The sequence below is a fragment of the Novosphingobium mississippiense genome (genome assembly GCF_044029535.1).
Classification (GTDB): Bacteria; Pseudomonadota; Alphaproteobacteria; order Sphingomonadales; family Sphingomonadaceae; genus Novosphingobium.
Genome location: NZ_CP147001.1, coordinates 1,183,697 through 1,204,380 on the forward strand (window position 1 = coordinate 1,183,697; position 20,684 = coordinate 1,204,380).

A 20,684-nucleotide genomic window follows, 5' to 3' on the forward strand; every position below is an offset into this window, starting at 1 on the left:
ATTCAGCGGACGATGCCGCTGTAGGTTATCTGCCCGCGTCCGCGCGCCGCGCTCTGTGCAGGGATGCGCCAGCGGACATGGGTGACGTCTTCGGGCGTGGCGAGGCGGTTGCCGATTCTCAGCGTTCCGATGCGGCCCCAGGTTCGCCCGCCGTCCACGGAGACTTCCTGAAGGTCCTGTGCGCTCTCTTCATAGGAGAGGGCGGTGGGCATCGGGTTGGTGATGACGAAGCTGCCGCTGCCGCCCGTGCGGGACCAAGTGAGGATCGTGACCACCCGATCGCCGCGCATGAGGCGACTGGCGGGCTCCAGGCGGCGAGAGGCGGCGGGGCCGGTCCGTTCCACATAGACGGCGCTGGCAGTCGCCACCGAGGCTCCCGTGTGCATTTCGGCCTGGGCCGGGCCGGAAGCGAGCGCGCTGCCCGCGAGCGTGAGCGCCATGGCCAGATGGAACCGGCGGCCTGCTTTCATAGAGACAATCCCCTGCCGTCCTCATGCGGACGGGACATTTCGTGCAATTCCAGTCGCCAAGATATGGTTAACGTCAATCGGGGCCGATCAGGCGGGAATGGGTTGGCCGGGAGAAAATTCGGGGTGTGGATAAAAACTTTTCATTGTTCGGGTCATTCCCGTTGACAGGGTGGGGTGCCTGCCATAGAGGCGCGGCTCCCAAGCGGACGCAAACGCAAGAACGCGGGTGTAGCTCAGTTGGTTAGAGTGCCGGCCTGTCACGCCGGAGGTCGCGGGTTCGAGCCCCGTCACTCGCGCCACTTGGGAAATTCCCTGTCTGTGACAGGTAGGGAAAATGCTGGTAAACCAGCGACTTGAGGTAGTCTAAAAACCTCACATACATTGCTGCGCGGGTGTAGCTCAGTTGGTTAGAGTGCCGGCCTGTCACGCCGGAGGTCGCGGGTTCGAGCCCCGTCACTCGCGCCATTTCCTTCATGGAAATGGTAAAGCAATGAAACGAAAAAGGCCGGGTTCACACCCGGCCTTTTCTTTTGTCTGCGCGACTCATGTCAACGTGAAGACAGGGGCTAAGGTGGGCGGCGAAGCGGCCGAAAAGGAATCGCGAGGCGAAAATAAAAGCGCCGGGGAATCACCCCCAGCGCCCGGTCTCCATCCAGATCAGGAACCGCTTCAGCGGCAATATCCAGACGACACCTAGAATGACATAGACTGGCGTTTGGAACAGCGGATGCCAATCGGCCATCACTGGGGCCAGATAACGTGCGATCAGCAGGCCATAGGCGATCAGGACCGCGAACAGCCCCAGCACGCCAAGCGGGATTCTGAGAGTCGGTGTCTCTCGCAAGGTCAGATCTCTCCCTCATATATTCTGGTCGGCGTCACGACGGCGTCGAGGATGCGGTCGTGCGGTTCCAGCGGGAGGGTTTCGGCCAACTGGCAGTCCCAGGCAAGTCCGATTGCGGGCACGTCGGGATTGGCATCGAGCCAGCGATCGTAATGGCCGCCGCCCTGGCCCAGTCGATGCCCTTCGGCCGTGAAGGCCAGTAGCGGGACGATGACGATGGCCGGAACCACCGGATCGCTTTCGGGAAGCGGCTGCAGCGCGCCCCAGGGGCCGATCGTCAGCTGCTCCTCGTCGAAAGGGTTGTCCCAACGGCGAAATTCCATCGGCGATTCGCGCGATTCGAACCAGGGCAGGGCAACCCTGCGGCCATTCTCCGACAGCCAGCGTGCCCAGCCGAAGGCCGGGGCTTCATCGCCGACGGGCGCGTAGAGGCCGATGGTCAGCCCTTCCGGCATCATTTCGGCCACCGGCGCGGGCGGACGGTTCAGCACAAGCGCACGCAATCCTTGCGGAAGCGTGGCGACATACTCGGCGCGGGCGGCGCGATGCTGCTTGCGAAGCGCCGCCTTTTCGGTGGCGGGGGAGAGGGGGTGTGTCGAATCCACCGGTAATCCCATTCCTGGCATTCGGAGCCGCAAAGTAACATCTGTGCTCTCGATCGGCATATTGGATTTCCAACATGACACATGTTGGAAAGGGCGAGTTTTCGAGGGGGGAGGCTAAATCCCCGAACGGAACATTCGGGAAGGGGTGACGGGTCCACCATGGGTCGGTTGCCTAGAAATCCTCTGACGCCTTCACGTCAGGTGGGGACCATGTATTCCGGACCAGGGTCCAGACAGGGACAGCCCCCTTGGATTTGCTTATAGCCTCAGGGATGTTCGAACGGCTCGTGCCGGGCAGATCCCGTCCCCCCCTAATTAGGAGGTCTTGCCCGATCCCTCAAGGAGGTCGGCAAGATTTTCGATGCGTTCGGCAATGGCGCCCAGTCGTGCGGCCATTTCCGGCGGAAATTCGGCGGATGGAGCCGGGGTCGGAGCCGGTTCGACGGGCGGAGGGGGGGCAGTAACCGCCTTGGCCGCCGCCGCTTCGCGCAAGTTATGCACTTCGTCCGCCAGCATGATCGCCGCGAACAGCAGCATCCGTGTCTCGGTCTGGCCCACGGCACCGGCCGCGGCGACCTTGTCGTCGATCAACCGGCCGAGATACTCGACATGGCCTTCCTGGCCATCCGCGCAGGCCAGCGTGAACCCGCGTCCGCCTATCGTGAGGTTGACGTTGCTCATGGCCGGATCTTCGCATCAGGGCGCGCCAGCAGTTCGTCGAGTTCGCCCAGAGCGTGTTCGACCGTGATCCGCAGACGCGCATCGCGCGCCCGCTGCTCTACTGTTTCGGGGATCGCCCGGTCGAGACGCGCCAGCGCCGCCTCGATCCGTTCGACGACCTGTCCGATCGATACTTCATTCATGGAACTCGGTTACCGCGAAACCGCAAAAAGGCAAGAAATCGGCACGGTTTGCCGACAATTGCTTCGACGAAACGAAGAGTTTGTGCCACCACGCGATTGTCCGAGGGCCACGCATGATTGCGGTGCGGGTGAACTTGACGCCCGCTGGCCTCTCCCTAAAGGGGGTCGGCAAGCCGAATCGTTCCTTTTTCCGTTTACCGGAGCCACCCGATGACTCTTGCAGCCGACCGTCTCGCGCCGATGGCCAACGCCATCCGGGCGCTTTCCATGGACGCGGTTCAGGCCGCCAACAGCGGCCACCCCGGCATGCCGATGGGCATGGCCGATGTTGCCACCGTCCTCTTCTCGAAGTTCCTGAAGTTCGATCCCGCACAGCCCAAGTGGGCCGATCGCGACCGCTTCGTGCTGTCCGCCGGCCACGGCTCGATGCTGATCTACTCGCTGCTCCACCTGACCGGCTATGCCAGCCCGACGATGGACGACATCCGGAACTTCCGCCAGTTGGGCTCGGTCTGCGCCGGCCACCCGGAAAACTTCCTGATCGAAGGCGTGGAATGCACCACCGGTCCGCTGGGTCAGGGCGTGGCCATGGCCGTGGGCATGGCGATGGCGGAGCGCCAGTTGAACGCCACGTTCGGTGACGATCTGGTCGATCACCGCACCTGGGTGATCGCCGGTGACGGCTGCCTGATGGAAGGCATCAACCACGAAGCCATCGGTCTGGCCGGCACGCTGAAGCTGGGCCGCCTGAAGGTTCTGTGGGACGACAACAAGATCACCATCGACGGCGACACCTCGCTTTCGACCAGCGAAGACATCCCGGCGCGCTACCGCGCTTCGGGCTGGGACGTGTTCGAGTGCGACGGCCATGACTTCGCCGATATCGAACGCGCGCTGACCCAGGCTGCCGCGTCGGACAAGCCCACGCTCGTCGCCTGCAAGACGGTGATCGGCAAGGGCGCCCCCAACAAGCAGGGCGGCCACGACGTTCACGGTTCCGCGCTGGGCGATGCCGAGGTGGCCGCTGCCCGCGAATACCTGGGCTGGACTTCGGCTCCGTTCGAAGTGCCTGCCGAAATCCTGGCCGACTGGCGCTCGCTCGGTGAAAAGGGCGCCGCCGCCAACGCGGCATGGTTCGCCCGCCTCGCCGCATCGGACAAGGCCGACGAGTTCACCCGCCGCATGGCCGGCGAACTGCCGGAAACCGATGCGATCCGCGCCAAGCTGGCCGAATGGCTGGAAGGCGAATCCACCGTCGCCACCCGCAAGGCCTCGGAAAACTGGCTGAACGTGCTGGCCCCGGCGATCCCCGAGATGATCGGCGGCTCGGCCGACCTTACCGGTTCGAACAACACCAAGGCCAAGTGCCAGGAACCGTTCACTCCGGACAACTACGGCGGCCGTTACGTCTATTACGGCATCCGTGAATTCGGTATGGCCGCGGCCCTGAACGGCATGGCGCTGCATGGCGGCGTGATCCCCTACGGCGGCACCTTCCTGATCTTCTCGGACTACTGCCGCAATGCGATCCGCCTGTCGGCGTTGCAGCAGACCCGCGCGATCTACGTGCTGACCCACGATTCGATCGGCCTTGGCGAAGACGGCCCGACCCACCAGCCGGTCGAGCATGTCATGTCGATGCGCATGATCCCGAATCTCTACGTATTCCGCCCGGCCGACGTGATCGAGACGGCGGAATGCTGGAACGTCGCCCTGGAATCGCAGGATACGCCTTCGGTGCTGGCGCTTACCCGCCAGAACCTGCCGCAGCTGCGCAAGACCGGCGACATGCTCTCGGCCCGCGGCGCCTACACGCTTCGCCATGCAGAGGCGGATCGCAAGGTGATCCTGATCGCCACCGGCTCGGAAGTCGAACTTGCGGTCAAGGTCCGTGCGGAGCTTGAATCGCAGGGCATCGGTGCCGATGTGGTGTCCATGCCGTGCATGGAACTCTTCGCCGCACAGGGTGAAGCCTACCAGCACGAAATCCTGCCCCATGACGCGTCGATCCTGAAGGTTTCGATCGAAGCCGGCGTCACCATGGGCTGGGAACGCTATACCGCACAGAGCCGCAATGGCGGCCTGAACATCGGTCTCGACCGCTTCGGTGCCTCGGCTCCGGCCAAGGACCTGTTCGCTCGCTTCGGCTTCACCGTCGAAGCGATCGTCCCGAAGATCCTCAACAAGCTTAGCGTGTAAACAGGAGAATTTACCTATGGCGACCAAGGTTGCGATCAACGGTTTCGGACGCATCGGGCGCAATGTGGCCCGCGCCATTCTCGAACGCACGGACCATGACCTCGAGCTGGTTTCGATCAACGACCTGGCGGACGCCAAGGCCAATGCTCTCCTGTTCAAGCGTGACAGCGTCCACGGTACTTTCGAAGGTACCGTGGAAGTTGACGGCAACGATCTGGTCGTCAACGGCAAGCGCATCCACGTGACGGCAGAGCGCGATCCCGCGAACCTGCCGCACGCCGCGCAGGGCGTGGACATCGTGCTGGAATGCACGGGTTTCTTCACCGACAAGGCCAGCGCCGGCAAGCACATCGACGCGGGCGCCAAGCGCGTTCTCGTTTCGGCCCCGGCCAAGGGCGTGGACCTCACCGTCGTTTACGGCGTGAACCACAAGGAGCTGACCGCCGAGCACGTCGTCGTGTCGAACGCCTCGTGCACCACCAACTGCCTCGCGCCCTTCGCCAAGGTTCTGCATGAGAAGATCGGTATCGAGCGCGGTCTGATGACCACGATCCACTCGTACACCAACGACCAGAAGATCCTCGACCAGATCCACAAGGATCCCCGCCGCGCCCGCGCCGCCGCGATGAACATGATCCCCACCAGCACCGGCGCCGCCGTTGCCGTGGGCCTCGTTCTTCCGGACCTGAAGGGCAAGCTGGACGGTTCGTCGATCCGCGTGCCGACCCCGAACGTCTCGGTCGTCGACCTGACCTTCGTGCCGAAGCGCGACACCACCGCCGAGGAAGTCAACGCGCTGCTGAAGGAAGCGGCTGAGGGCGAACTGAAGGGCGTGCTTGGTTACACCGAAGAGCCGCTGGTCTCGATCGACTTCAACCACGACGCGCACTCGTCGACGATCGACAGCCTCGAGACCGCCGTGCTGGAAGGCAAGCTGGTCCGCGTCCTGTCGTGGTACGACAACGAGTGGGGCTTCTCCAACCGCATGGTCGACACGGCCGGCGTGATGGCGGGCCTGCTCTGAGGAGCTGATGGCGGCGGATCGCCCCGTTGGCGTCGCGCGGAGGAGGAGCCGTGCTGATGCCGATGGCGGGCGGTCTGCCCCACCACTGTCGCCGCGGAAGTCCCCACCGGGACTTTCGCGGCGCAGTGTATCGGGAGAAGGATGCAATCCTTCCTCGTCATTGCGAGCGTAGCGAAGCGATCCAGGGCAGCCCGCGCGCGCTCTGGATCGCTTCGCTACGCTCGCAATGACGGAATTTGCTGGATCAGGCGGTTGGTGCGGTGAATCTGCCGCCGTCGACGAGATAAGGATCGAACGATGAGCGCTTTCAAGACCCTTGATGATCTTGGTGACGTGAACGGCAAGGTTGCGCTGGTGCGCGTGGACTTCAACGTGCCGATGCAGGACGGCGTCGTTACCGACGATACCCGCATCCGCGCTGCTGCCCCGACCATTCTCGAACTTTCGGAGAAGGGCGCCAAGGTCCTCCTGCTCGCCCACTTCGGCCGCCCCAAGGGGGAGCGCGTGCCCAGCATGTCGCTTTCCATGGTTGTCGGCGCGGTGGAGAAGGTGCTGGGCAAGGAAGTGATGTTCGTGCCGGAAGTGGCGGGTGACGTGGTCAAGCAGGCCGTCGGCATCCTGCGCGCGGGCGACATCGCGATCCTGGAAAACACCCGCTTCTGGAAGGGTGAAGAGAAGAACGACGCCGAACTCGTCCAGGCGATCGCCGCGAATGGCGACTTCTATGTGAACGATGCGTTCTCCGCCGCGCACCGCGCCCATGCCAGCACCGAGGGTCTGGCCCGCGTGCTGCCGGCCTATGCCGGCCGCTCCATGCAGGCCGAACTTGAAGCGCTGGAAAAGGCGCTGGGCAAGCCGGAAAAGCCGGTTGCGGCCGTGGTCGGCGGCGCCAAGGTATCGTCGAAGCTGGACGTGCTGAAGCACCTGGTCACCCAAGTCGATCACCTGATCATCGGCGGCGGCATGGCCAACACCTTCCTCGCCGCCAAGGGCGTGGACGTGGGCAAGTCGCTCTGCGAGCATGACCTGACCGGCACCGCGAACGAGATTCTCGAAACCGCCGATCAGTCGGGCTGCACCGTGCACCTGCCTTACGAAGTGGTGGTGTCGAAGGAATTCGCCGCCAATCCGCCGTCGCTGCGAACCTGCAACGTCCACGAAGTGGCGGCGGACGAGATGATCCTCGACGTCGGCCCGCTGGCGGTGGAAGCGCTGAGCGACGTGCTGAAGACCTGCCGCACGCTGGTGTGGAACGGCCCGCTCGGCGCGTTCGAGACGGTGCCTTTTGACGCGGCGACGGTGGCCCTGGCCAAGACGGCGGCCGCGCTGACCCGCGAAGGGTCGCTGGTCTCGGTCGCCGGCGGTGGCGATACGGTCGCGGCACTCAACCACGCGGGCGTGGCGAACGACTTCTCGTACATCTCGACCGCGGGCGGAGCCTTCCTGGAATGGATGGAAGGCAAGGAACTGCCCGGCGTGGCGGCTCTCGAAGCCTGATCGCGGCAAAGGGCGGGCGGCGCGCATGAACACTCCGGTCCATGTTGCTGCTCAGGGCCGGCCGCAAGGCTGGCAGGGCCCGCGCCCGCCGTGGCACGGCCGCTATGTAACGCTCGACGGCATGCGCGGGATCGCCGCGCTTGCCGTCGCGCTGTTCCATTTCAACATCTCGCAGGCCCCGCACGGCTATGTGGCGGTGGACTTCTTCTTTGCGCTTTCGGGCTTCGTGCTCGCCACCAGCTACCTGCCGCGTTGGCAGGCGGGCATGGGCACCGGCGAGTTCATGCTGAAGCGCCTGGTCCGGCTTTATCCGCTGTTCCTCGTGGGCGTTGCGCTGACGACGGTGGTGGGGCTGGCCCGACTGCACAGTGGAGGCGATACCGCGCTGAGCCTCAAGACCATTCTGATCAGCACCGGCATCAATGCGCTCATGCTGCCGTCGCCGCTGACCAACACGCTGTTTCCGCTGAACGTGCCGGCCTGGTCGCTGTTCTACGAACTGGTCGCCAATCTTGCGATGATCGTGCTGCTGTTCCGCCTGCCGCGCCTTGGCGTTGCGGTGGTCTGCGCCTTGTCCGCAGCGTGGTTCGTGCCGGCGGTGCTGGAGAACGGATCGGGCAACATCGGCGCGGTCTGGCACGAATGGCCTATCGCATTGGCGCGTACGCTTTATTCGTTCGGCGCGGGGATGCTGATCGCACGACTGCCGCAGCCTGAACACCGCCCGGCGACGTGGGCTGGCGTTGCCTGCCTTGTCGCCATAGCGGCAATGCTGATGGCCGACCCGCAGTTCATTTCCACCACCCAATACGACCTTGCCTGCGCGCTGGTGCTTTCGCCGCTGCTGGTCTGGTGTGGTTCGCGCGTGGAACCGTCCCGCCGTTTCGCCCGCAGCGCGTGGTTCGTGGGCGAGGTGTCCTTCGCGCTCTATGCCGTCCATTGGGCGGTGATCGAGCCGATGCGTTACTTCAAGGACGATCTGCATTACGATGCCGTGCTGATGGCCTTCGTGTTCCTTGGCGCGTGCCTGGCCATCGCCTGGCTTTGCGTGCGCTGGATCGACGTGCCGGCCCGTACGCTGCTGACCGGCCTGCTGCGCCGCCGCGAAAAGGCGCGGCAGATGCGTCATGCGGCCGCCCATCCGCTGCCTTGAGGCGCGGACATACCGTTTCGTTCCGGTTCGCCGGAGCAAATCTAGGAGGAGAAACCCATGGAATTTTCTGAGATGGCGGCCAAGATAGCCGGCGGAAACGGCTTTATCGCCGCGCTCGATCAGAGCGGCGGCTCGACCCCGAAGGCGCTGAAGGGCTACGGCATCGAAGAAGGCGCCTGGTCGACCGAAGAGGAAATGTTCGGCCTGATCCACCAGATGCGCGCGCGCATCATTTCGTCGCCCTCTTTCACCGGGGACAAGGTTCTCGGCGCGATCCTGTTCGAACGCACGATGGACGGCGAAGTGAACGGCGTTCCCACCCCGCAGGCGCTGATCGCCAAGGGCGTGGTGCCGTTCATCAAGGTCGACAAGGGGCTTGAGGACGAAGGCTTTGGCGGCTTTGGCGGCGTGCAGCTGATGAAGCCGATGCCGACGCTCGACGCGCTGCTGGAGCGTTCGAAGGCGCTGGGCGTGTTCGGCACCAAGGAGCGTTCGGTGATCAATTCGGCTAATGCCGAAGGCATCGCCGCTGTCGTCAAGCAGCAGTTCGAGATCGCTGCGCAGGTCCTCTCGCACGGCATGATGCCGATCGTCGAGCCTGAGGTGAACATCAAGAGCGCCACCCGCGCCGAGTGCGACAAGATCCTGCTCGCCGAAATCCTCAAGAACCTGGACGCGCTGCCGGAAGGCCAGCGGGTGATGCTGAAGCTTTCGCTGCCGATCGTGCCGGGCACGTTCGATCCGCTCGTCTCGCACCCCAAGGTGCTGCGCGTCGTGGCGCTTTCGGGCGGTTACGAGCGTCCCGAGGCTTGCGCCGAGCTGGCCAAGAACAAGGGCATCATCGCCAGCTTCAGCCGCGCGCTGCTGCAGGACCTGCGCTCGCAGATGAGCGATGCCGAGTTCGACGCCGCGCTGAGCGACGCGATCGACGAGATCTACAAGGGTTCGACCCAGAAGGTGGACGCTGCGGCGGCCGCCTGATCTTTCCGATCACGCGATAGGAAAGGGCGGTGCCGCAAGGCGCCGCCCTTTCTCGTTTCAGATGCCGCCCATGAAGCGGAACCCGAACTGATAGGCGAACGGCGCGGGCTTTTTGCCGGCGACCGGACCGGGCTGCGCGTCCCGCAGTTCCAGCGCACCGTCAGCGATCTGCACGGGCTGGCCCAAGGTCATGTCGATCTTGTGAGAGCCGGAGCCGAGATCGACACGCACGCGCAATTTCAGGCGCCCGGCCTGGATGCACTGCACGCCTTGCGGGCATCGGCTGTCCTCGATCAGCGAAAGCGGTGTGACCTTGGGGCCATCGACAAAGACTGTCTCGCCGATGCGGGTATAGGCCAGCGGCGGGCCCTGATAAGGGCCTGACGGCGCAGGTGGGGCGGTTGCCGGTTCCGGCGCGGGCATGGGCTCAGCTGCGGGCGAGACCGGATTGCTCGGCGGCGTGTAGGCGGGGGCCGGCGGCGGCGGTTCAACCGGTCGCTGAGGAATGGCTTGCGCAGGAGGGGAGGCTGGCGTGGAGTAGGACGTTCCTCCTCCTTCGGGAATGATACGGCATCCGGCCATGGCGAACGCGAGCAGGGCCAGCGTGACGATGGGCGAAAGGGCGGGCGTCGCTGCGCGTCTTTTCATGTTCCTCCCACATAGCTTGAACGGACTTGTGGTTCCCAATGCCGTGCCGAACCTATCGGCCGGGCCTGAACCTGTCCCGAACGAATGGTGCTTTTCGGCGATGGACGAGATGGTTAGGATCTATCCTGACCATCGGGGAAACCATGAATTACTTCACGAAATCGATCGGCCTTCGCACACCGACTCTGCTCTGGATCGCGGCCGTGGTGTCGGTGAAGGTTGCGCCGTTGGTCCTGCCTGACAACGTGCTGGTTCTGGTTCTGCCGCCGTTCTTTGCCGCATTGGTGGCGACGAAGCTGATCGCGCTGTTTCGCCCCTCGCTCGATCCGATGCTGCGCCGTGCGATTGCCCTCTTGGCGGGCGAAACCTTCTGGCTGATGGCCGATGTCTTTCGCACGGACCTGATCCCCATGCCGATGGCGATCGACATCCTGGCCGGTTTCGCCCTGGCCGTCCTGCTGGTCTGGCGCCCATCGCGCGTGCTGGTGCGCGTGCTGATCGGCGGAGTGAGTCTTGCCGCTGCAACCGGCATCTACCTTGCATTGACCGCGCCGGGCTGGAGCCTCGACACCGCAGCCGAAGCGCTGCACGCGGTCTTGCGGTTGACGATCGTGCTGTTTGCGGTGGCCGCACTCAGGACCGTCAATCGTGAGCGCGAAGATGCGCACTTCGAAGAGGAAGTCTTTTCCTGAGCCTCGCGAAAGGCTAGGTGCGCGCACATGGAAGAGAACGAACGCGAACCGACGCAGCTTTACCTGATTTCCCCGCTGGACGTGACGGGTGGTTTCCCCGACCGTCTTGCCCGCGCGCTGGACGCCGGGCCGGTTGCGGCGTTCCAGTTCCGCGTGAAGCACGTGGACCAGCATGAGGCCGCCCGTCTGGCCGAGCCGCTGCAGAAGATCTGCGCTGACCGCGATACGGCGTTCATCGTCAACGATTCCACCAGCCTCGCCAAGCGCCTTGGCGCGGATGGCGTGCATCTGGGGCAGGAAGACGGCACGGTGGAGGAAGCGCGCAACGCGCTCGGCCGGGATGCGCAGATCGGCGTGACCTGTAACAACAGCCGCCATCTCGCGATGGACGCAGGTGAAGCAGGGGCGGACTACGTGGCGTTCGGCGCATATTTCCCGACCACCACCAAGGACGTGAAGCATATGGCCGGGCTGGACCTGCTGGAATGGTGGCAGGCGATCTTCGAGATTCCCTGCGTCGCCATCGGCGGCATCACCCCGGAGAACTGCGCGCCGTTGGTGACGGCGGGCGCGGATTTCCTCGCGGTTTCGGGCGCGGTGTGGAACGGCGACGAAGCGGCTGCGGTGAAGGCCTTCCACGAGGCGATTACCGGCGCGATGGCCTGAGGCGGACGCGGGCGTTCGCCCGATGACCGCTAAACTAGCCCAATAGAACCTCGTCATCCCCGCGAGGGCGGGGATCCCGCTTGTTCTTCATCGGCGGCGCGAAGGAAGCGGGGCCCCCGCCTTCGCGGGGGCGACGGAGTGTTGTGGTGAAAGGCCAGGTTGGGGCGTCCACCGCCCCGCCGGTCAAAAATCGATCTTCGCGATCACATCCTCGCCGAACTTCAACGCCAGCTCGCAGTATTCTGCGCGCGTTTCGGCATAGACCGTCGCCCCGGCACCATGAATGCCCAGCGATTTCAGATGCGCGAAGTGGTCTAGCGCTTCCTGCGCACTCCAGCCCGGCTTGATCGAATAAGTGGACGAGGCGATGACCTTCGGCGGCTCCGCGCGGCCGATCTTCTCGGCATGGGCGTGCATGTAGGCGATGGCTTCGCTAATATCCTCGTCACCCTCCAGATTGGCGGTGCGGGCGGTGTCGGTGACGGACTTGGGCACGAAGAACGGGTGCCAGGCGTCGCCCATCTCGGCAGCGCGGCGCAGTGCGCGCTTCGAATTGCCGCCCACCAGCAGCGGCGGGTTCGGCTTCTGCGCCGGCGTCGGCAGCATGCGGTTGCCCAGTGCGGTGTAGCCGGTGCCTTCGAAGGTGAAATCCTCACCGGTCCAGGCCAGCTTCATGGCGGTGATGTACTCGTCCATCAGATCGTTGCGGCTATCGAAATCGACGCCCAGCGCCTTGTATTCCGCCTTCATGTACCCCGCGCCAAGGCCCAGAATCACGCGGCCATTGGTGAAGTGATCGAGCGTGGATACTCCGCGCGCCACCACGAAGGGGTTGCGATAGGGCAGGACCAGGATGTTGGTCTGCAAGCGCAGCTTGGTCGTCACCGCGCCCAGCATGGAAAGCATGACGAACGGGTCCTGCGCATAGTGCCCGCCCGCATCCAGCCAGCGGGTCGAGGGCGCGGGGTGATCGGTGACGGTGCCGGCATAGAAGCCCGCCTTTTCCACGGTGCGCGCAATCTCGTGCACGGCTTCCATGGTGCCGTATTCCTGCGGCTTGTCGACCCGGTCGAAGGGCAGGCTGGTGCTGAGCGTGAAGGTCATGCTTGGCTCTTTCGTTTGTTCAGGCGGCCGCTTCGGGCGGCAGCACCCAGTCGTCATGATCGTTGCGCACCCATCCACCAGAGGCCCAGGTTCCTCCATCGACCGGGATGATCGTGCCGGTGACGTAACTGGCAAGGTCGGAGGCCAGGAACACGGAGACGCGGCCGCATTCTTCATCGATTCCCGCACGGCCGAGCGGGATGCGGCGACGGATCGCCTCTTCCTGCGCAGGCGTGGGCCGATGCCAGAGTTCCGGATCGACCGGCCCGGCGAACTGTCCGCGCGTACCGGGCGTCACCGTGTAGTCGGGCGCGATGGCGTTCACGCGGATGCCATGGTGGGCCAGTTCCACCGCCAGCGTGCGGGTGAGGTTGTTGATCCCGGCCTTGCACGCGGCATAGACCGCGTATCCCGGGGCCGCGCGAGAGGCCTCGATGCTGGTGACGTTGATGATCGATCCGCCGTTTCCGCTCTCGATCATGATCGGTAGCGCCGCTTGCGTTGCGGCCAGATTGGATACCAGGTTGAGGTCGATATGCCGCCGCCAGTTCTTCTCGGTCAGGTCCGCGAAGGGGCGCCGTGTTACACCGCCGACGTTGTTGGCCAGCACGTCCAGTCGCCCGAAATGGCGCGCCGCCTCGCTGACGGCATTCTGCACGACCTCCATATCCATGGCATTGCCGGCGATGCAGAGGGCGCGCCGGCCGCGTTCCTCCACCAGTTCGATCATCTGCTCGCAGCGTTCGGGGATCACGTCCAGGATCGCCACGTCCGCGCCCATGTCGGCCATGCAGAGCGCAACGGAACGCCCGATGCCGCCGCCACCGCCGGTGACGAACACGACTTTCCCCGTCAGGTCGATGACTGAGCCATCCACACCCGTTCTCCCTTCAAATGGGCCGTTTTCGGCCTCCGGAGCGTGGCCAACCGTCGATTTCCGGGTTGTAGACGCGCCTTAGAACGCGAACAGCATCAGCGAGATCGAGAGGGTCGTCTATATCTTTCTCCAGTCCGCAGGAGAGGATCGTCTCCACGGTAAGGTTGCGATTTTTCGCGTTTTCACAATGGGTTGAGAAGCTGTTCTCACCAAAGGAGAAAGGAAACCATATCCCTGCCGGCAATGGCAGCGACAGCGCATTGGTGCCGGTGCGGTGCCGGTCCGGCGCAATGCCCAGCGTATCGGCGGGCAGCGTGGCAAGGCGTTCGACATCGGCCAGGCCCAGGCAGGGCAGATCGGCGGGAAGCACCACGATCCGCTCCGGCCCGGCGGCGGTGATGGCCGACATCGTGCTTTCCAGCGCACCATTGAGGTCTGGCCCCGGATCGTCGAAGCGCAGCACCTTGCTGCCCAGATTGGGCCGCGCCGGTCCCAACACGCAAACGCGCTGGATGGCGCGGCACCCGCTCACCGTGTCGAGCACGTGGCGCAGCATTCCGCAGACCAGCGCCTCGCGCTCGTCGGGATCGAGGGCGGAGGCCAGCCGGGTCTTTCCCAACCCGGGCGCCTTGACCGGGATGAGCGCCCAGCAGCTCACGGCACCTCAGGTGCTGCGGTAAGGTTGGTGAAGCGTATTCCGGCCCCGTCGGCCTTGTAGGTCTTGTTCATGTAGATGAGGATAGAGGTCAGCGCCTCGGCCGCCGCCGAATTGGCCAGAGCCCCGCCGGAGAGCCCACGCAGGCCCATGCCGGGGCAAAGGTCCACCACCGTTTGGCGCGCCTCTACATCGTCCGAGAAGACCAGCACGTCGCAGTCGATCGCATGGTCGCTGTCGAGGTGATGGGCCGAGACATTGTGGAACGCGGTGACGAGCCGGGCGTCCGGGCCAAGATGGTCGCGCGCCTGCATGGCGGCGCTGCCTTCGGCCGGAAGCTGCACGCGCATGACCTTGGGCGGCACCAGCGGCACGGTGGTATCGACGACCACGGCATTGCCCACCGCACCGGCGATCTGTCGCAAGGTATCGCCCTGCGAGGCGTGTGGCACGGCAACGATCACCACGTCCTTGCCCTTGGCGGCCTCACCATTCTCGGCATGGCCGGCGGCGCCCAGTTCCGCGGCCGTCGCACGGGCCTTGTCCGCCGTGCGCGAGCCGATGGTCACCTGATGCCCCGCCCTGACGAGCCTTCGCGCGATACCCCTGCCGAGTGCACCGGTTCCGCCGATCACCGCGATTGCTGCCATCAGATTATCTCTCCCGCGAATTCTTGGTCGTTGTCATTGTCGTTTCCAGCGTGGCGGCTCTAGACAGGCGTTCGGGAGGATCGATGAAGCGAAATCCAGAACTGACCGTGCGACCGCTCGCCGGATTGCCCATGTTCGCTACCGGAATGTCGATTGCGCAAGCGATATGCGTAGGCCTTGAGGCTGAAGGCGACCGGTTCCGCGATGGCGATATCTTGGTGGTGGCGCAGAAGATCGTCTCCAAGGTAGAGGGCCGCGCACGCGATCTCCATACGTTCACGGCTTCTGAGGAAGCGCATGAGCTTTCGCGCGCAACCGGGCGTGAGCCGGAGATGATGCAGGCGATACTGGAGGAGAGTTCCCAGATCCTGCGTCGCACCCCGGCGGCGGTGATCGCGGCGCATCGTACCGGGCATGTGCTGGCGAACGCCGGGATCGATGCATCGAATGTCGAAGGCGGGGATGCGGGGCGGGTGCTGCTCTGGCCGCTCGATCCCGATGCATCCGCACGGGCGTTGCGGCACGAAGTTCAGGTATTGTCTGAAGTTCGGATCGGCGTGGTGATCGCGGATTCAATGGGGCGGGCCTGGCGGATCGGCACTTTGGGTACTGCCATCGGCTGTGCGGGACTGGCCGTGCTGGAGGATCGCCGCGGCCGCGCGCAGGACCTGTATGGCCGTACGCTTCAGGCGACCGTGATCGGCATTGCCGACTCCGTTGCCGCCATGGCGGCGTTGGCGATGGGCGAAGGCGCCGAGGGCACCCCGGTCGCGCTCGTGCGCGGCTGCGAACGCTGGGTTACCGAGGAAGACGGGCCGGGCGCGGCCAGCGGGCTGCGGCCTATCGAGCAGGACATGTTCCGATGAGCGGCAAGCATATTCTCGCGCTTTCGGGCGGTGTTGGCGGCGCGAAGCTGGCGGCGGGGCTGGCTGCCGTCATGGCGCCGGAGGATCTGACGCTTGTCGTCAACACCGGAGATGATTTCGAGCATCTTGGCCTAACCATCTGTCCTGACATAGATTCAGTCACTTATGCACTGGCCGGGCTCAACGATACGCAGCGTGGCTGGGGCGTGAAGGACGAGACATGGCAGACCTTGGCCATGCTCCGCGCACTGGGTGAAGAGGGCTGGTTCAACCTCGGCGACCGCGACATGGGCATGCACATCGCCCGCTCATGGCGTTTGCGCGCAGGTGAGACACTTTCTGAAGTGACGGCGCGGTTGACGAGGGAACTCGGCATCGCGCACAGGGTCGTTCCGATGAGCGACGATCCCGTTCGCACGCAAGTCCTGACCGACGCGGGGTGGACCGACTTTCAGCGCTGGTTCGTGGGAGATCAATGCGCTGCACCCGTTTCCGATGTGCGTTTCGAGGGGGCGCCCGGCGCCAAGCCGTCGCCCGGTCTGGCTGAGGCGCTGGCGCGGACCGACCTTGCCGCGATCGTCATTTGCCCTTCCAACCCGTTCCTCAGCGTCGATCCGATCCTGGCCATCGACGGCGTGCGACAGGCGCTGGAGACGCGACGGGTTCCGCTGATCGCGGTCTCGCCGATTGTTGGCGGCACCTCGGTGAAAGGCCCGCTCGCCAAGATGCTGGCCGAGCGTGGGCAAGCCGTCAGCAACCACGCCATCGCCCATCACTACAGCGATCTTCTCGACCACCTCTTGATCGATCATGCCGATGAGGCCGATGTCTCTGGTTTGCAGGCACGGGGCCTGAAGGTCACCGTGACGAAGACAATGATGCGCGAAGCCGCCGACAGGGAAAGGCTCGCGCAGGAGGTGCTTGCCATCGCGGGCATCTGAAGGGTGAGCAGATGCAGGACGATCGCCACACGCTGAAGGCATGGCTGCTGGGCGCTCCGTTGGAGGAGGTCACAGCCCACGCAAGGGCCAGACGAGACGCAAACGGCCCGGCACGGATGACCTATTCGCCCAAGGTCTTCATTCCGCTGACGCGGCTCTGCACCGACGTCTGCCACTACTGCACCTTCGCCACCACGCCTTCGCGACTGGAAGCGCCCTACCTGACGGCTGAGGAAGTGCTGGAAATCGCCCGCGCCGGTGTCGCTGCGGGCTGCCGAGAAGCACTGTTCACGCTGGGAGACGCGCCGGAGCGCCGCTATGCCGTCGCGCGCGAATGGCTGGCGGAGCGCGGCTTTACCCGCACGATCGATTACGTCCGCCACTGCGCCGAACTGGTGCTGAAAGAGACTGGCCTGCTGCCGCACGTCAATGCCGGTGTGCTGGAGGAAGACGATTACCGGATGCTCCGCCCGGTTTCGGCGTCGGCGGGGCTGATGCTGGAAAGCACCTCGGAGCGGCTGCTGGAAAAGGGCATGTGCCACCACGGCTCGCCCGACAAGGAGCCGGCTTTGCGGATCGCCTCGCTCGCTGCGGCCGGCCGCGCGAAGGTGCCGATGACGAGCGGCGTGCTGATCGGCATTGGCGAGACGGCGGAGGAGCGGATCGACGCGCTGCTCGCGCTGCGCGATCTGCACCTTGAGCATGGTCACTTGCAGGAAGTGATCGTCCAGAACTTCTGCCCCAAGCCGGGCACGAAGATGGCGAAAGCGCCCGAAGCGAGCGAGGCCGACTTTCTCCGCATTGTCGCCGCCGCGCGCATCCTGCTGCCCGATGAGGTTTCGGTTCAAGCGCCGCCCAATCTTAATGACGAGCGCTTGGTCGAACTGATCGATGCGGGGATCGACGATTGGGGTGGCATTTCGCCGGTCACGCTAGATCATGTGAACCCGGAAGCACCCTGGCCTGAAGTAGAGCGTCTGCGCGGGATTTGCGCAGCCAAAGGCCTGCCGCTGGTCGAGCGGCTTACCGTCTATCCGCGCTTCGTCACGGGCGAGGATCGCTCATGGCTCGATCCGGCGATCCGTCCGGCGGTGCTGCGCCATGCCGATGCCGAAGGGTTGGCGCGCGACAGCGTCTGGAGCCCGGGGCTGGCCGATCAACATGCGCCGGGCAGCGTGCGCGCGCCGCTGGGGCATCATCACGATGGCCCGGTCGCAGCCTCGCTCCACCGCATCCTTGATCGCGCGGCGAGCGGGGCGACCTTGAGTGAGGACAAAATCGTCGCGCTTTTCGCCACGCGCGGGGCGGCGGCGCAGGCAGTGGTTGCGGCGGCGGATGCTCTGCGGGCGGAAGTCAGCGGCGATACCGTGACTTACGTGGTCAACCGCAACATCAACTACACTAATATCTGCACCCACACCTGTTCGTTCTGCGCGTTTTCCAAGACGAGCAGCAAGGCGGGCTTCCGCGACAAGCCGTATAATCTGGACCTGTCCGAGGTCGCCGGCCGCGCGCGCGAGGCGGTGGAGCGCGGGGCGACGGAGGTCTGTCTGCAAGGCGGCATCCACCCGAGCTATACCGGCGAAACCTATCTTTCGATTCTGCGTGAAGTGAAGGAGGCTTGCCCGAACCTTCACGTCCATGCTTTCTCGCCGCTGGAGGTCAGCCAGGGCGCGCGGACGCTGGGCATGCCGGTGCGGGACTATTTGGCGATGCTGAAGGACGCGGGGCTGGGCTCGCTGCCCGGCACGGCGGCCGAGATCCTTTGCGACGACATTCGCGAACAGATATGCCCCGGCAAGCTGACGACGCAGGAATGGCTCGATGTGGTCGGCACTGCGCATCGTGTGGGCCTGCCGACGACCTCCACGGTGATGTTCGGCCATCTCGAAGGCATCGAGCATTGGGCGCGGCACTTGCTGGCGCTGCGCAATCTGCAACTCGATACCGGGGGCATCACGGAGTTCGTGCCGCTGCCGCTTGTCCATATGGAAGCGCCGTTCTACCGGCGCGGACAATGCCGCAAGGGGCCGACCTGGCGTGAGGCGGTGATGATGCACGCGGTGGCGCGTCTGGCGCTGAACGGGGCGATCAACTCGATCCAGTGCTCGTGGGTGAAGCTGGGCATGGACGGCGCCGCCGCCGTGCTGGCGGCCGGCGCCAACGACTTGGGCGGCGTGCTGATGGATGAGAGCATCAGCCGCGCAGCGGGTGCGGCGCATGGCCAGGGCGTAACGATTGCCGAACTGCGTGAGGCTGCCGAAAGTGTCGGTCGCACGCTGAAGCAGCGCACCACCCTCTATGGCGAAGTGGTGCCGGAGCCGGCCTGAACTGGATGAGCCAGATCGGCGTAACCCATCACGAGACGCACCAGCCCATCCTCGATTTCGGTGTCGCCGGGCGCGGTTTCGGGGCGCATGATCATCGCGCGCAGCACGCCGACGAAGGCGTTGGTCAGCACGAAGGCTTCTCCGCGCGTCAGCCTGCGGTTGCCGCCGGGCGCGTTCGGACCTGACGGCGAGGAGAGCAGGGCGGTCAAATGCTCCAGCAGCGGTGCCATACGGTGCGTGCCGCGCGCGAGAGAGCGCTCCATCAGCAGCCGGTGCACGCGCCGCCGGTCGCCATAGGCTGTCGTCACGGCGCGCACGATCAGGCCCACGCGCTCTCGCACCGATACCGTGGCCTGATCGGCCAGAACGGTCAGAATCCGATCCGACAGTGCGGCCATCTCACGATCGGCCAGGCTATCGAGGATCGCCTCCTTGTTTGGGAAGTACTGGTAAAGCGTACCGATGCTGACGCCCGCCGTTTCGGCGACGGCATTGGTAGTGAAGCCTTCGTGGCCCTTGTCTTGCAGCAGCCGCATGGCCGCCTCCAACATGAGTTCGACTTTGTGCACCGCCCGTCCCTGACGTGGCCTGCGCGTCTTTAATGGCGGATTTTCGGGCGGTTTTGAGGTCATGATGAGCAGTGCGGAACGCGAGTTTCAGAACGTGAGCTTTGCTCATATTAATATCGTTATCGGCTTCTTGCCAAGGAACGGATTATGACATCGGATATCTCCACCGTGATCCCTGACCGTCGCGACTGGGCTACCGCCTTCAAGGCGCTGCGCCGCTTGCTGGCGGATGCCAACGATACGCAGCAAGTCTTCCGCATCATGCGCGCGCTCAATGCGGGCACGGCAAAGGCCGGTTATCTGCGGCTGCTGCGCACGGCGGATGGCGGGCGCATCGCCTACGAGCGGGTGGAACTGGCCGAACGCTTCTCCGATCCGGCCTTCGTCGCGCAATTCGGCGAAGGCACCGTGGGCGCAGCCTACGCCGAATTCCTGCGCGCGACCGGCTATTCCGCCAATGGCCTGGCCGAAGTGAGCCAGATCGACGGCGTCGCTCTCAACGTGCGCCATCCCTACCTCTGGTACGGCCGTCGTATGCGGGACACGCACGATATCTGGCACATCCTCACCGGATATCGCGCCGACGAGCCGCTGGGAGAACTGTGCCTCGTGGCGTTCTCCTATGCGCAGACCCGCGGGTTGGGCTGGGCCTTCATTGCGCTGGGCGGCGCTCTCAAGTCCTTGCGCGTGCCCGGCGGCAAACTGGTGCGGCGAGCGATCCGCGAAGGCTACCGTCGGGGGAAGAACGCAGCGTGGCTACCCGGCGAGGATTACGAACGCCTGCTTGCCGAGCCGCTGGACGCGGCCCGGGCCCGGCTCAACATTCCCGAGCCCACCGCCTATCGCGCGGCGCGGGAGTCGGTGGGACGTGCCGCCGTACGAGCCGACGGCACGTTGCCGGTTTCCTTTCCGCCGATCACATTTTCCTGATCTGCTGCCACATCGCGTCAGGCATCCAGGTATATTCGATGTAGTGTCCGAAGACCTTGCGCGCATCGAGGTAGAGGAACTTCAGCGCGTTGGGATCGTCGCCCTCGGGGCGCTCCATGG

Annotated in this window: 23 protein-coding genes and 2 tRNA genes; 13 read left to right on the plus strand and 12 right to left on the minus strand. The window is 64.8% G+C overall.

Annotation, left to right across the window (positions count from 1 at the left end; genetic code table 11):
* Positions 1–2 precede the first annotated feature (2 nt).
* Positions 3–470, minus strand: a complete 468-nt coding sequence (locus tag WBP06_RS05495; protein WP_395332645.1) for a hypothetical protein — start codon at positions 468–470, stop codon at positions 3–5.
* 222 nt (positions 471–692) lie between these two features.
* On the opposite strand from WBP06_RS05495, the gene WBP06_RS05500 reads away from it, so the two are divergent.
* Both WBP06_RS05500 and WBP06_RS05505 read left to right on the plus strand, forming a co-directional pair.
* Positions 693–769: transfer RNA gene (locus WBP06_RS05500), tRNA-Asp, on the plus strand.
* 89 nt (positions 770–858) lie between these two features.
* Positions 859–935: transfer RNA gene (locus WBP06_RS05505), tRNA-Asp, on the plus strand.
* A gap of 163 nt (positions 936–1,098) precedes the next feature.
* On the opposite strand, the gene WBP06_RS05510 is transcribed toward WBP06_RS05505, so the two are convergent.
* The 4 genes from WBP06_RS05510 to WBP06_RS05525 all read right to left on the minus strand — a co-directional run bounded on the left by WBP06_RS05510 (position 1,099) and on the right by WBP06_RS05525 (position 2,782).
* A complete protein-coding gene (locus tag WBP06_RS05510) occupies positions 1,099–1,314 on the minus strand; it encodes a DUF2842 domain-containing protein (protein WP_395332647.1) in 216 nt (71 codons plus the stop codon).
* Positions 1,315–1,316: 2 nt separating this feature from the next.
* The gene (locus WBP06_RS05515; protein WP_395332649.1) at positions 1,317–1,931 is read right to left on the minus strand and encodes a 5-formyltetrahydrofolate cyclo-ligase; all 615 of its coding nucleotides are present in this window, start codon (positions 1,929–1,931) and stop codon (positions 1,317–1,319) included.
* Between the two features lie 303 nt (positions 1,932–2,234).
* Positions 2,235–2,600, minus strand: coding sequence for a cell division protein ZapA (locus tag WBP06_RS05520; RefSeq protein WP_395332651.1), 366 nt, complete (start codon positions 2,598–2,600; stop codon positions 2,235–2,237).
* Positions 2,597–2,782 carry a hypothetical protein gene (locus WBP06_RS05525; protein ID WP_395332653.1) on the minus strand — a complete coding sequence of 62 codons (186 nt, stop codon included), beginning with the start codon at positions 2,780–2,782 and terminating at the stop codon, positions 2,597–2,599. The genes WBP06_RS05520 and WBP06_RS05525 overlap by 4 nt, the downstream gene beginning before the upstream one ends.
* A 210-nt stretch (positions 2,783–2,992) precedes the next feature.
* Between WBP06_RS05525 and tkt the strand changes: the two genes are divergently transcribed.
* The 5 genes from tkt to WBP06_RS05550 all read left to right on the plus strand — a co-directional run bounded on the left by tkt (position 2,993) and on the right by WBP06_RS05550 (position 9,636).
* Positions 2,993–4,981, plus strand: coding sequence for a transketolase (gene tkt, locus WBP06_RS05530; RefSeq protein WP_395332654.1), 1,989 nt, complete (start codon positions 2,993–2,995; stop codon positions 4,979–4,981).
* Between the two features lie 16 nt (positions 4,982–4,997).
* Positions 4,998–6,005, plus strand: a complete 1,008-nt coding sequence (gene gap, locus WBP06_RS05535) for a type I glyceraldehyde-3-phosphate dehydrogenase (protein ID WP_395332656.1) — start codon at positions 4,998–5,000, stop codon at positions 6,003–6,005.
* A 297-nt stretch (positions 6,006–6,302) separates the two neighbouring features.
* Entirely contained in the window at positions 6,303–7,502 is a 1,200-nt protein-coding gene (locus WBP06_RS05540) for a phosphoglycerate kinase (RefSeq protein ID WP_395332658.1), read from the plus strand.
* 25 nt (positions 7,503–7,527) lie between these two features.
* Positions 7,528–8,655, plus strand: coding sequence for an acyltransferase family protein (locus WBP06_RS05545; protein ID WP_395332660.1), 1,128 nt, complete (start codon positions 7,528–7,530; stop codon positions 8,653–8,655).
* A 57-nt stretch (positions 8,656–8,712) separates the two neighbouring features.
* Complete coding sequence (locus WBP06_RS05550) at positions 8,713–9,636, plus strand: fructose bisphosphate aldolase (RefSeq protein WP_395332662.1); 924 nt, start codon at positions 8,713–8,715, stop codon at positions 9,634–9,636.
* A gap of 57 nt (positions 9,637–9,693) precedes the next feature.
* On the opposite strand, the gene WBP06_RS05555 is transcribed toward WBP06_RS05550, so the two are convergent.
* Positions 9,694–10,284 carry a hypothetical protein gene (locus WBP06_RS05555; protein ID WP_395332664.1) on the minus strand — a complete coding sequence of 197 codons (591 nt, stop codon included), beginning with the start codon at positions 10,282–10,284 and terminating at the stop codon, positions 9,694–9,696.
* 143 nt (positions 10,285–10,427) lie between these two features.
* Here WBP06_RS05555 and WBP06_RS05560 point away from each other — a divergent pair, with 143 nt between their 5' ends.
* Positions 10,428–10,976, plus strand: a complete 549-nt coding sequence (locus WBP06_RS05560; RefSeq protein ID WP_395332666.1) for a hypothetical protein — start codon at positions 10,428–10,430, stop codon at positions 10,974–10,976.
* A 27-nt stretch (positions 10,977–11,003) separates the two neighbouring features.
* Positions 11,004–11,642 carry a thiamine phosphate synthase gene (thiE, locus tag WBP06_RS05565; protein WP_395332668.1) on the plus strand — a complete coding sequence of 213 codons (639 nt, stop codon included), beginning with the start codon at positions 11,004–11,006 and terminating at the stop codon, positions 11,640–11,642.
* A 183-nt stretch (positions 11,643–11,825) separates the two neighbouring features.
* Here thiE and WBP06_RS05570 read toward each other — a convergent pair whose 3' ends face one another.
* From WBP06_RS05570 to npdG, 4 genes are read right to left on the minus strand one after another with little or no spacing between them, the layout of a single operon-like run.
* The gene (locus WBP06_RS05570; protein ID WP_395332670.1) at positions 11,826–12,746 is read right to left on the minus strand and encodes a TIGR03619 family F420-dependent LLM class oxidoreductase; all 921 of its coding nucleotides are present in this window, start codon (positions 12,744–12,746) and stop codon (positions 11,826–11,828) included.
* A gap of 19 nt (positions 12,747–12,765) precedes the next feature.
* Complete coding sequence (locus tag WBP06_RS05575; protein ID WP_395332672.1) at positions 12,766–13,623, minus strand: SDR family NAD(P)-dependent oxidoreductase; 858 nt, start codon at positions 13,621–13,623, stop codon at positions 12,766–12,768.
* A 13-nt stretch (positions 13,624–13,636) separates the two neighbouring features.
* Positions 13,637–14,281: a 2-phospho-L-lactate guanylyltransferase gene (gene cofC / locus WBP06_RS05580; RefSeq protein WP_395332673.1), complete on the minus strand. Its 645-nt coding sequence runs from the start codon at positions 14,279–14,281 to the stop codon at positions 13,637–13,639.
* Positions 14,278–14,928 carry an NADPH-dependent F420 reductase gene (npdG, locus tag WBP06_RS05585; RefSeq protein ID WP_395332675.1) on the minus strand — a complete coding sequence of 217 codons (651 nt, stop codon included), beginning with the start codon at positions 14,926–14,928 and terminating at the stop codon, positions 14,278–14,280. Before npdG ends, cofC begins: the two co-directional genes overlap by 4 nt.
* A gap of 83 nt (positions 14,929–15,011) precedes the next feature.
* Between npdG and cofE the strand changes: the two genes are divergently transcribed.
* Genes cofE through cofH form a run of 3 tightly spaced genes read left to right on the plus strand, consistent with a single transcriptional unit; the run spans position 15,012 to position 19,065 of the window.
* Positions 15,012–15,794 carry a coenzyme F420-0:L-glutamate ligase gene (gene cofE / locus WBP06_RS05590; RefSeq protein WP_395332677.1) on the plus strand — a complete coding sequence of 261 codons (783 nt, stop codon included), beginning with the start codon at positions 15,012–15,014 and terminating at the stop codon, positions 15,792–15,794.
* Positions 15,791–16,735: a 2-phospho-L-lactate transferase gene (gene cofD / locus WBP06_RS05595; protein WP_395332679.1), complete on the plus strand. Its 945-nt coding sequence runs from the start codon at positions 15,791–15,793 to the stop codon at positions 16,733–16,735. The genes cofE and cofD overlap by 4 nt, the downstream gene beginning before the upstream one ends.
* Before the next feature lie 11 nt (positions 16,736–16,746).
* Entirely contained in the window at positions 16,747–19,065 is a 2,319-nt protein-coding gene (cofH, locus tag WBP06_RS05600; RefSeq protein WP_395332681.1) for a 5-amino-6-(D-ribitylamino)uracil--L-tyrosine 4-hydroxyphenyl transferase CofH, read from the plus strand.
* Here cofH and WBP06_RS05605 read toward each other — a convergent pair.
* Positions 19,035–19,601 (minus strand): TetR family transcriptional regulator, encoded by a 567-nt coding sequence (locus WBP06_RS05605; protein WP_395332683.1) that lies wholly within the window; start codon positions 19,599–19,601, stop codon positions 19,035–19,037. The two genes, cofH and WBP06_RS05605, sit on opposite strands and share 31 nt — an antisense overlap.
* Before the next feature lie 180 nt (positions 19,602–19,781).
* On the opposite strand from WBP06_RS05605, the gene WBP06_RS05610 reads away from it, so the two are divergent.
* Positions 19,782–20,564: a Coq4 family protein gene (locus WBP06_RS05610; RefSeq protein WP_395332685.1), complete on the plus strand. Its 783-nt coding sequence runs from the start codon at positions 19,782–19,784 to the stop codon at positions 20,562–20,564.
* On the opposite strand, the gene WBP06_RS05615 is transcribed toward WBP06_RS05610, so the two are convergent.
* Complete coding sequence (locus WBP06_RS05615) at positions 20,551–20,682, minus strand: hypothetical protein (RefSeq protein WP_395332687.1); 132 nt, start codon at positions 20,680–20,682, stop codon at positions 20,551–20,553. The two genes, WBP06_RS05610 and WBP06_RS05615, sit on opposite strands and share 14 nt — an antisense overlap.
* Between the last annotated feature and the right edge of the window lie 2 nt (positions 20,683–20,684).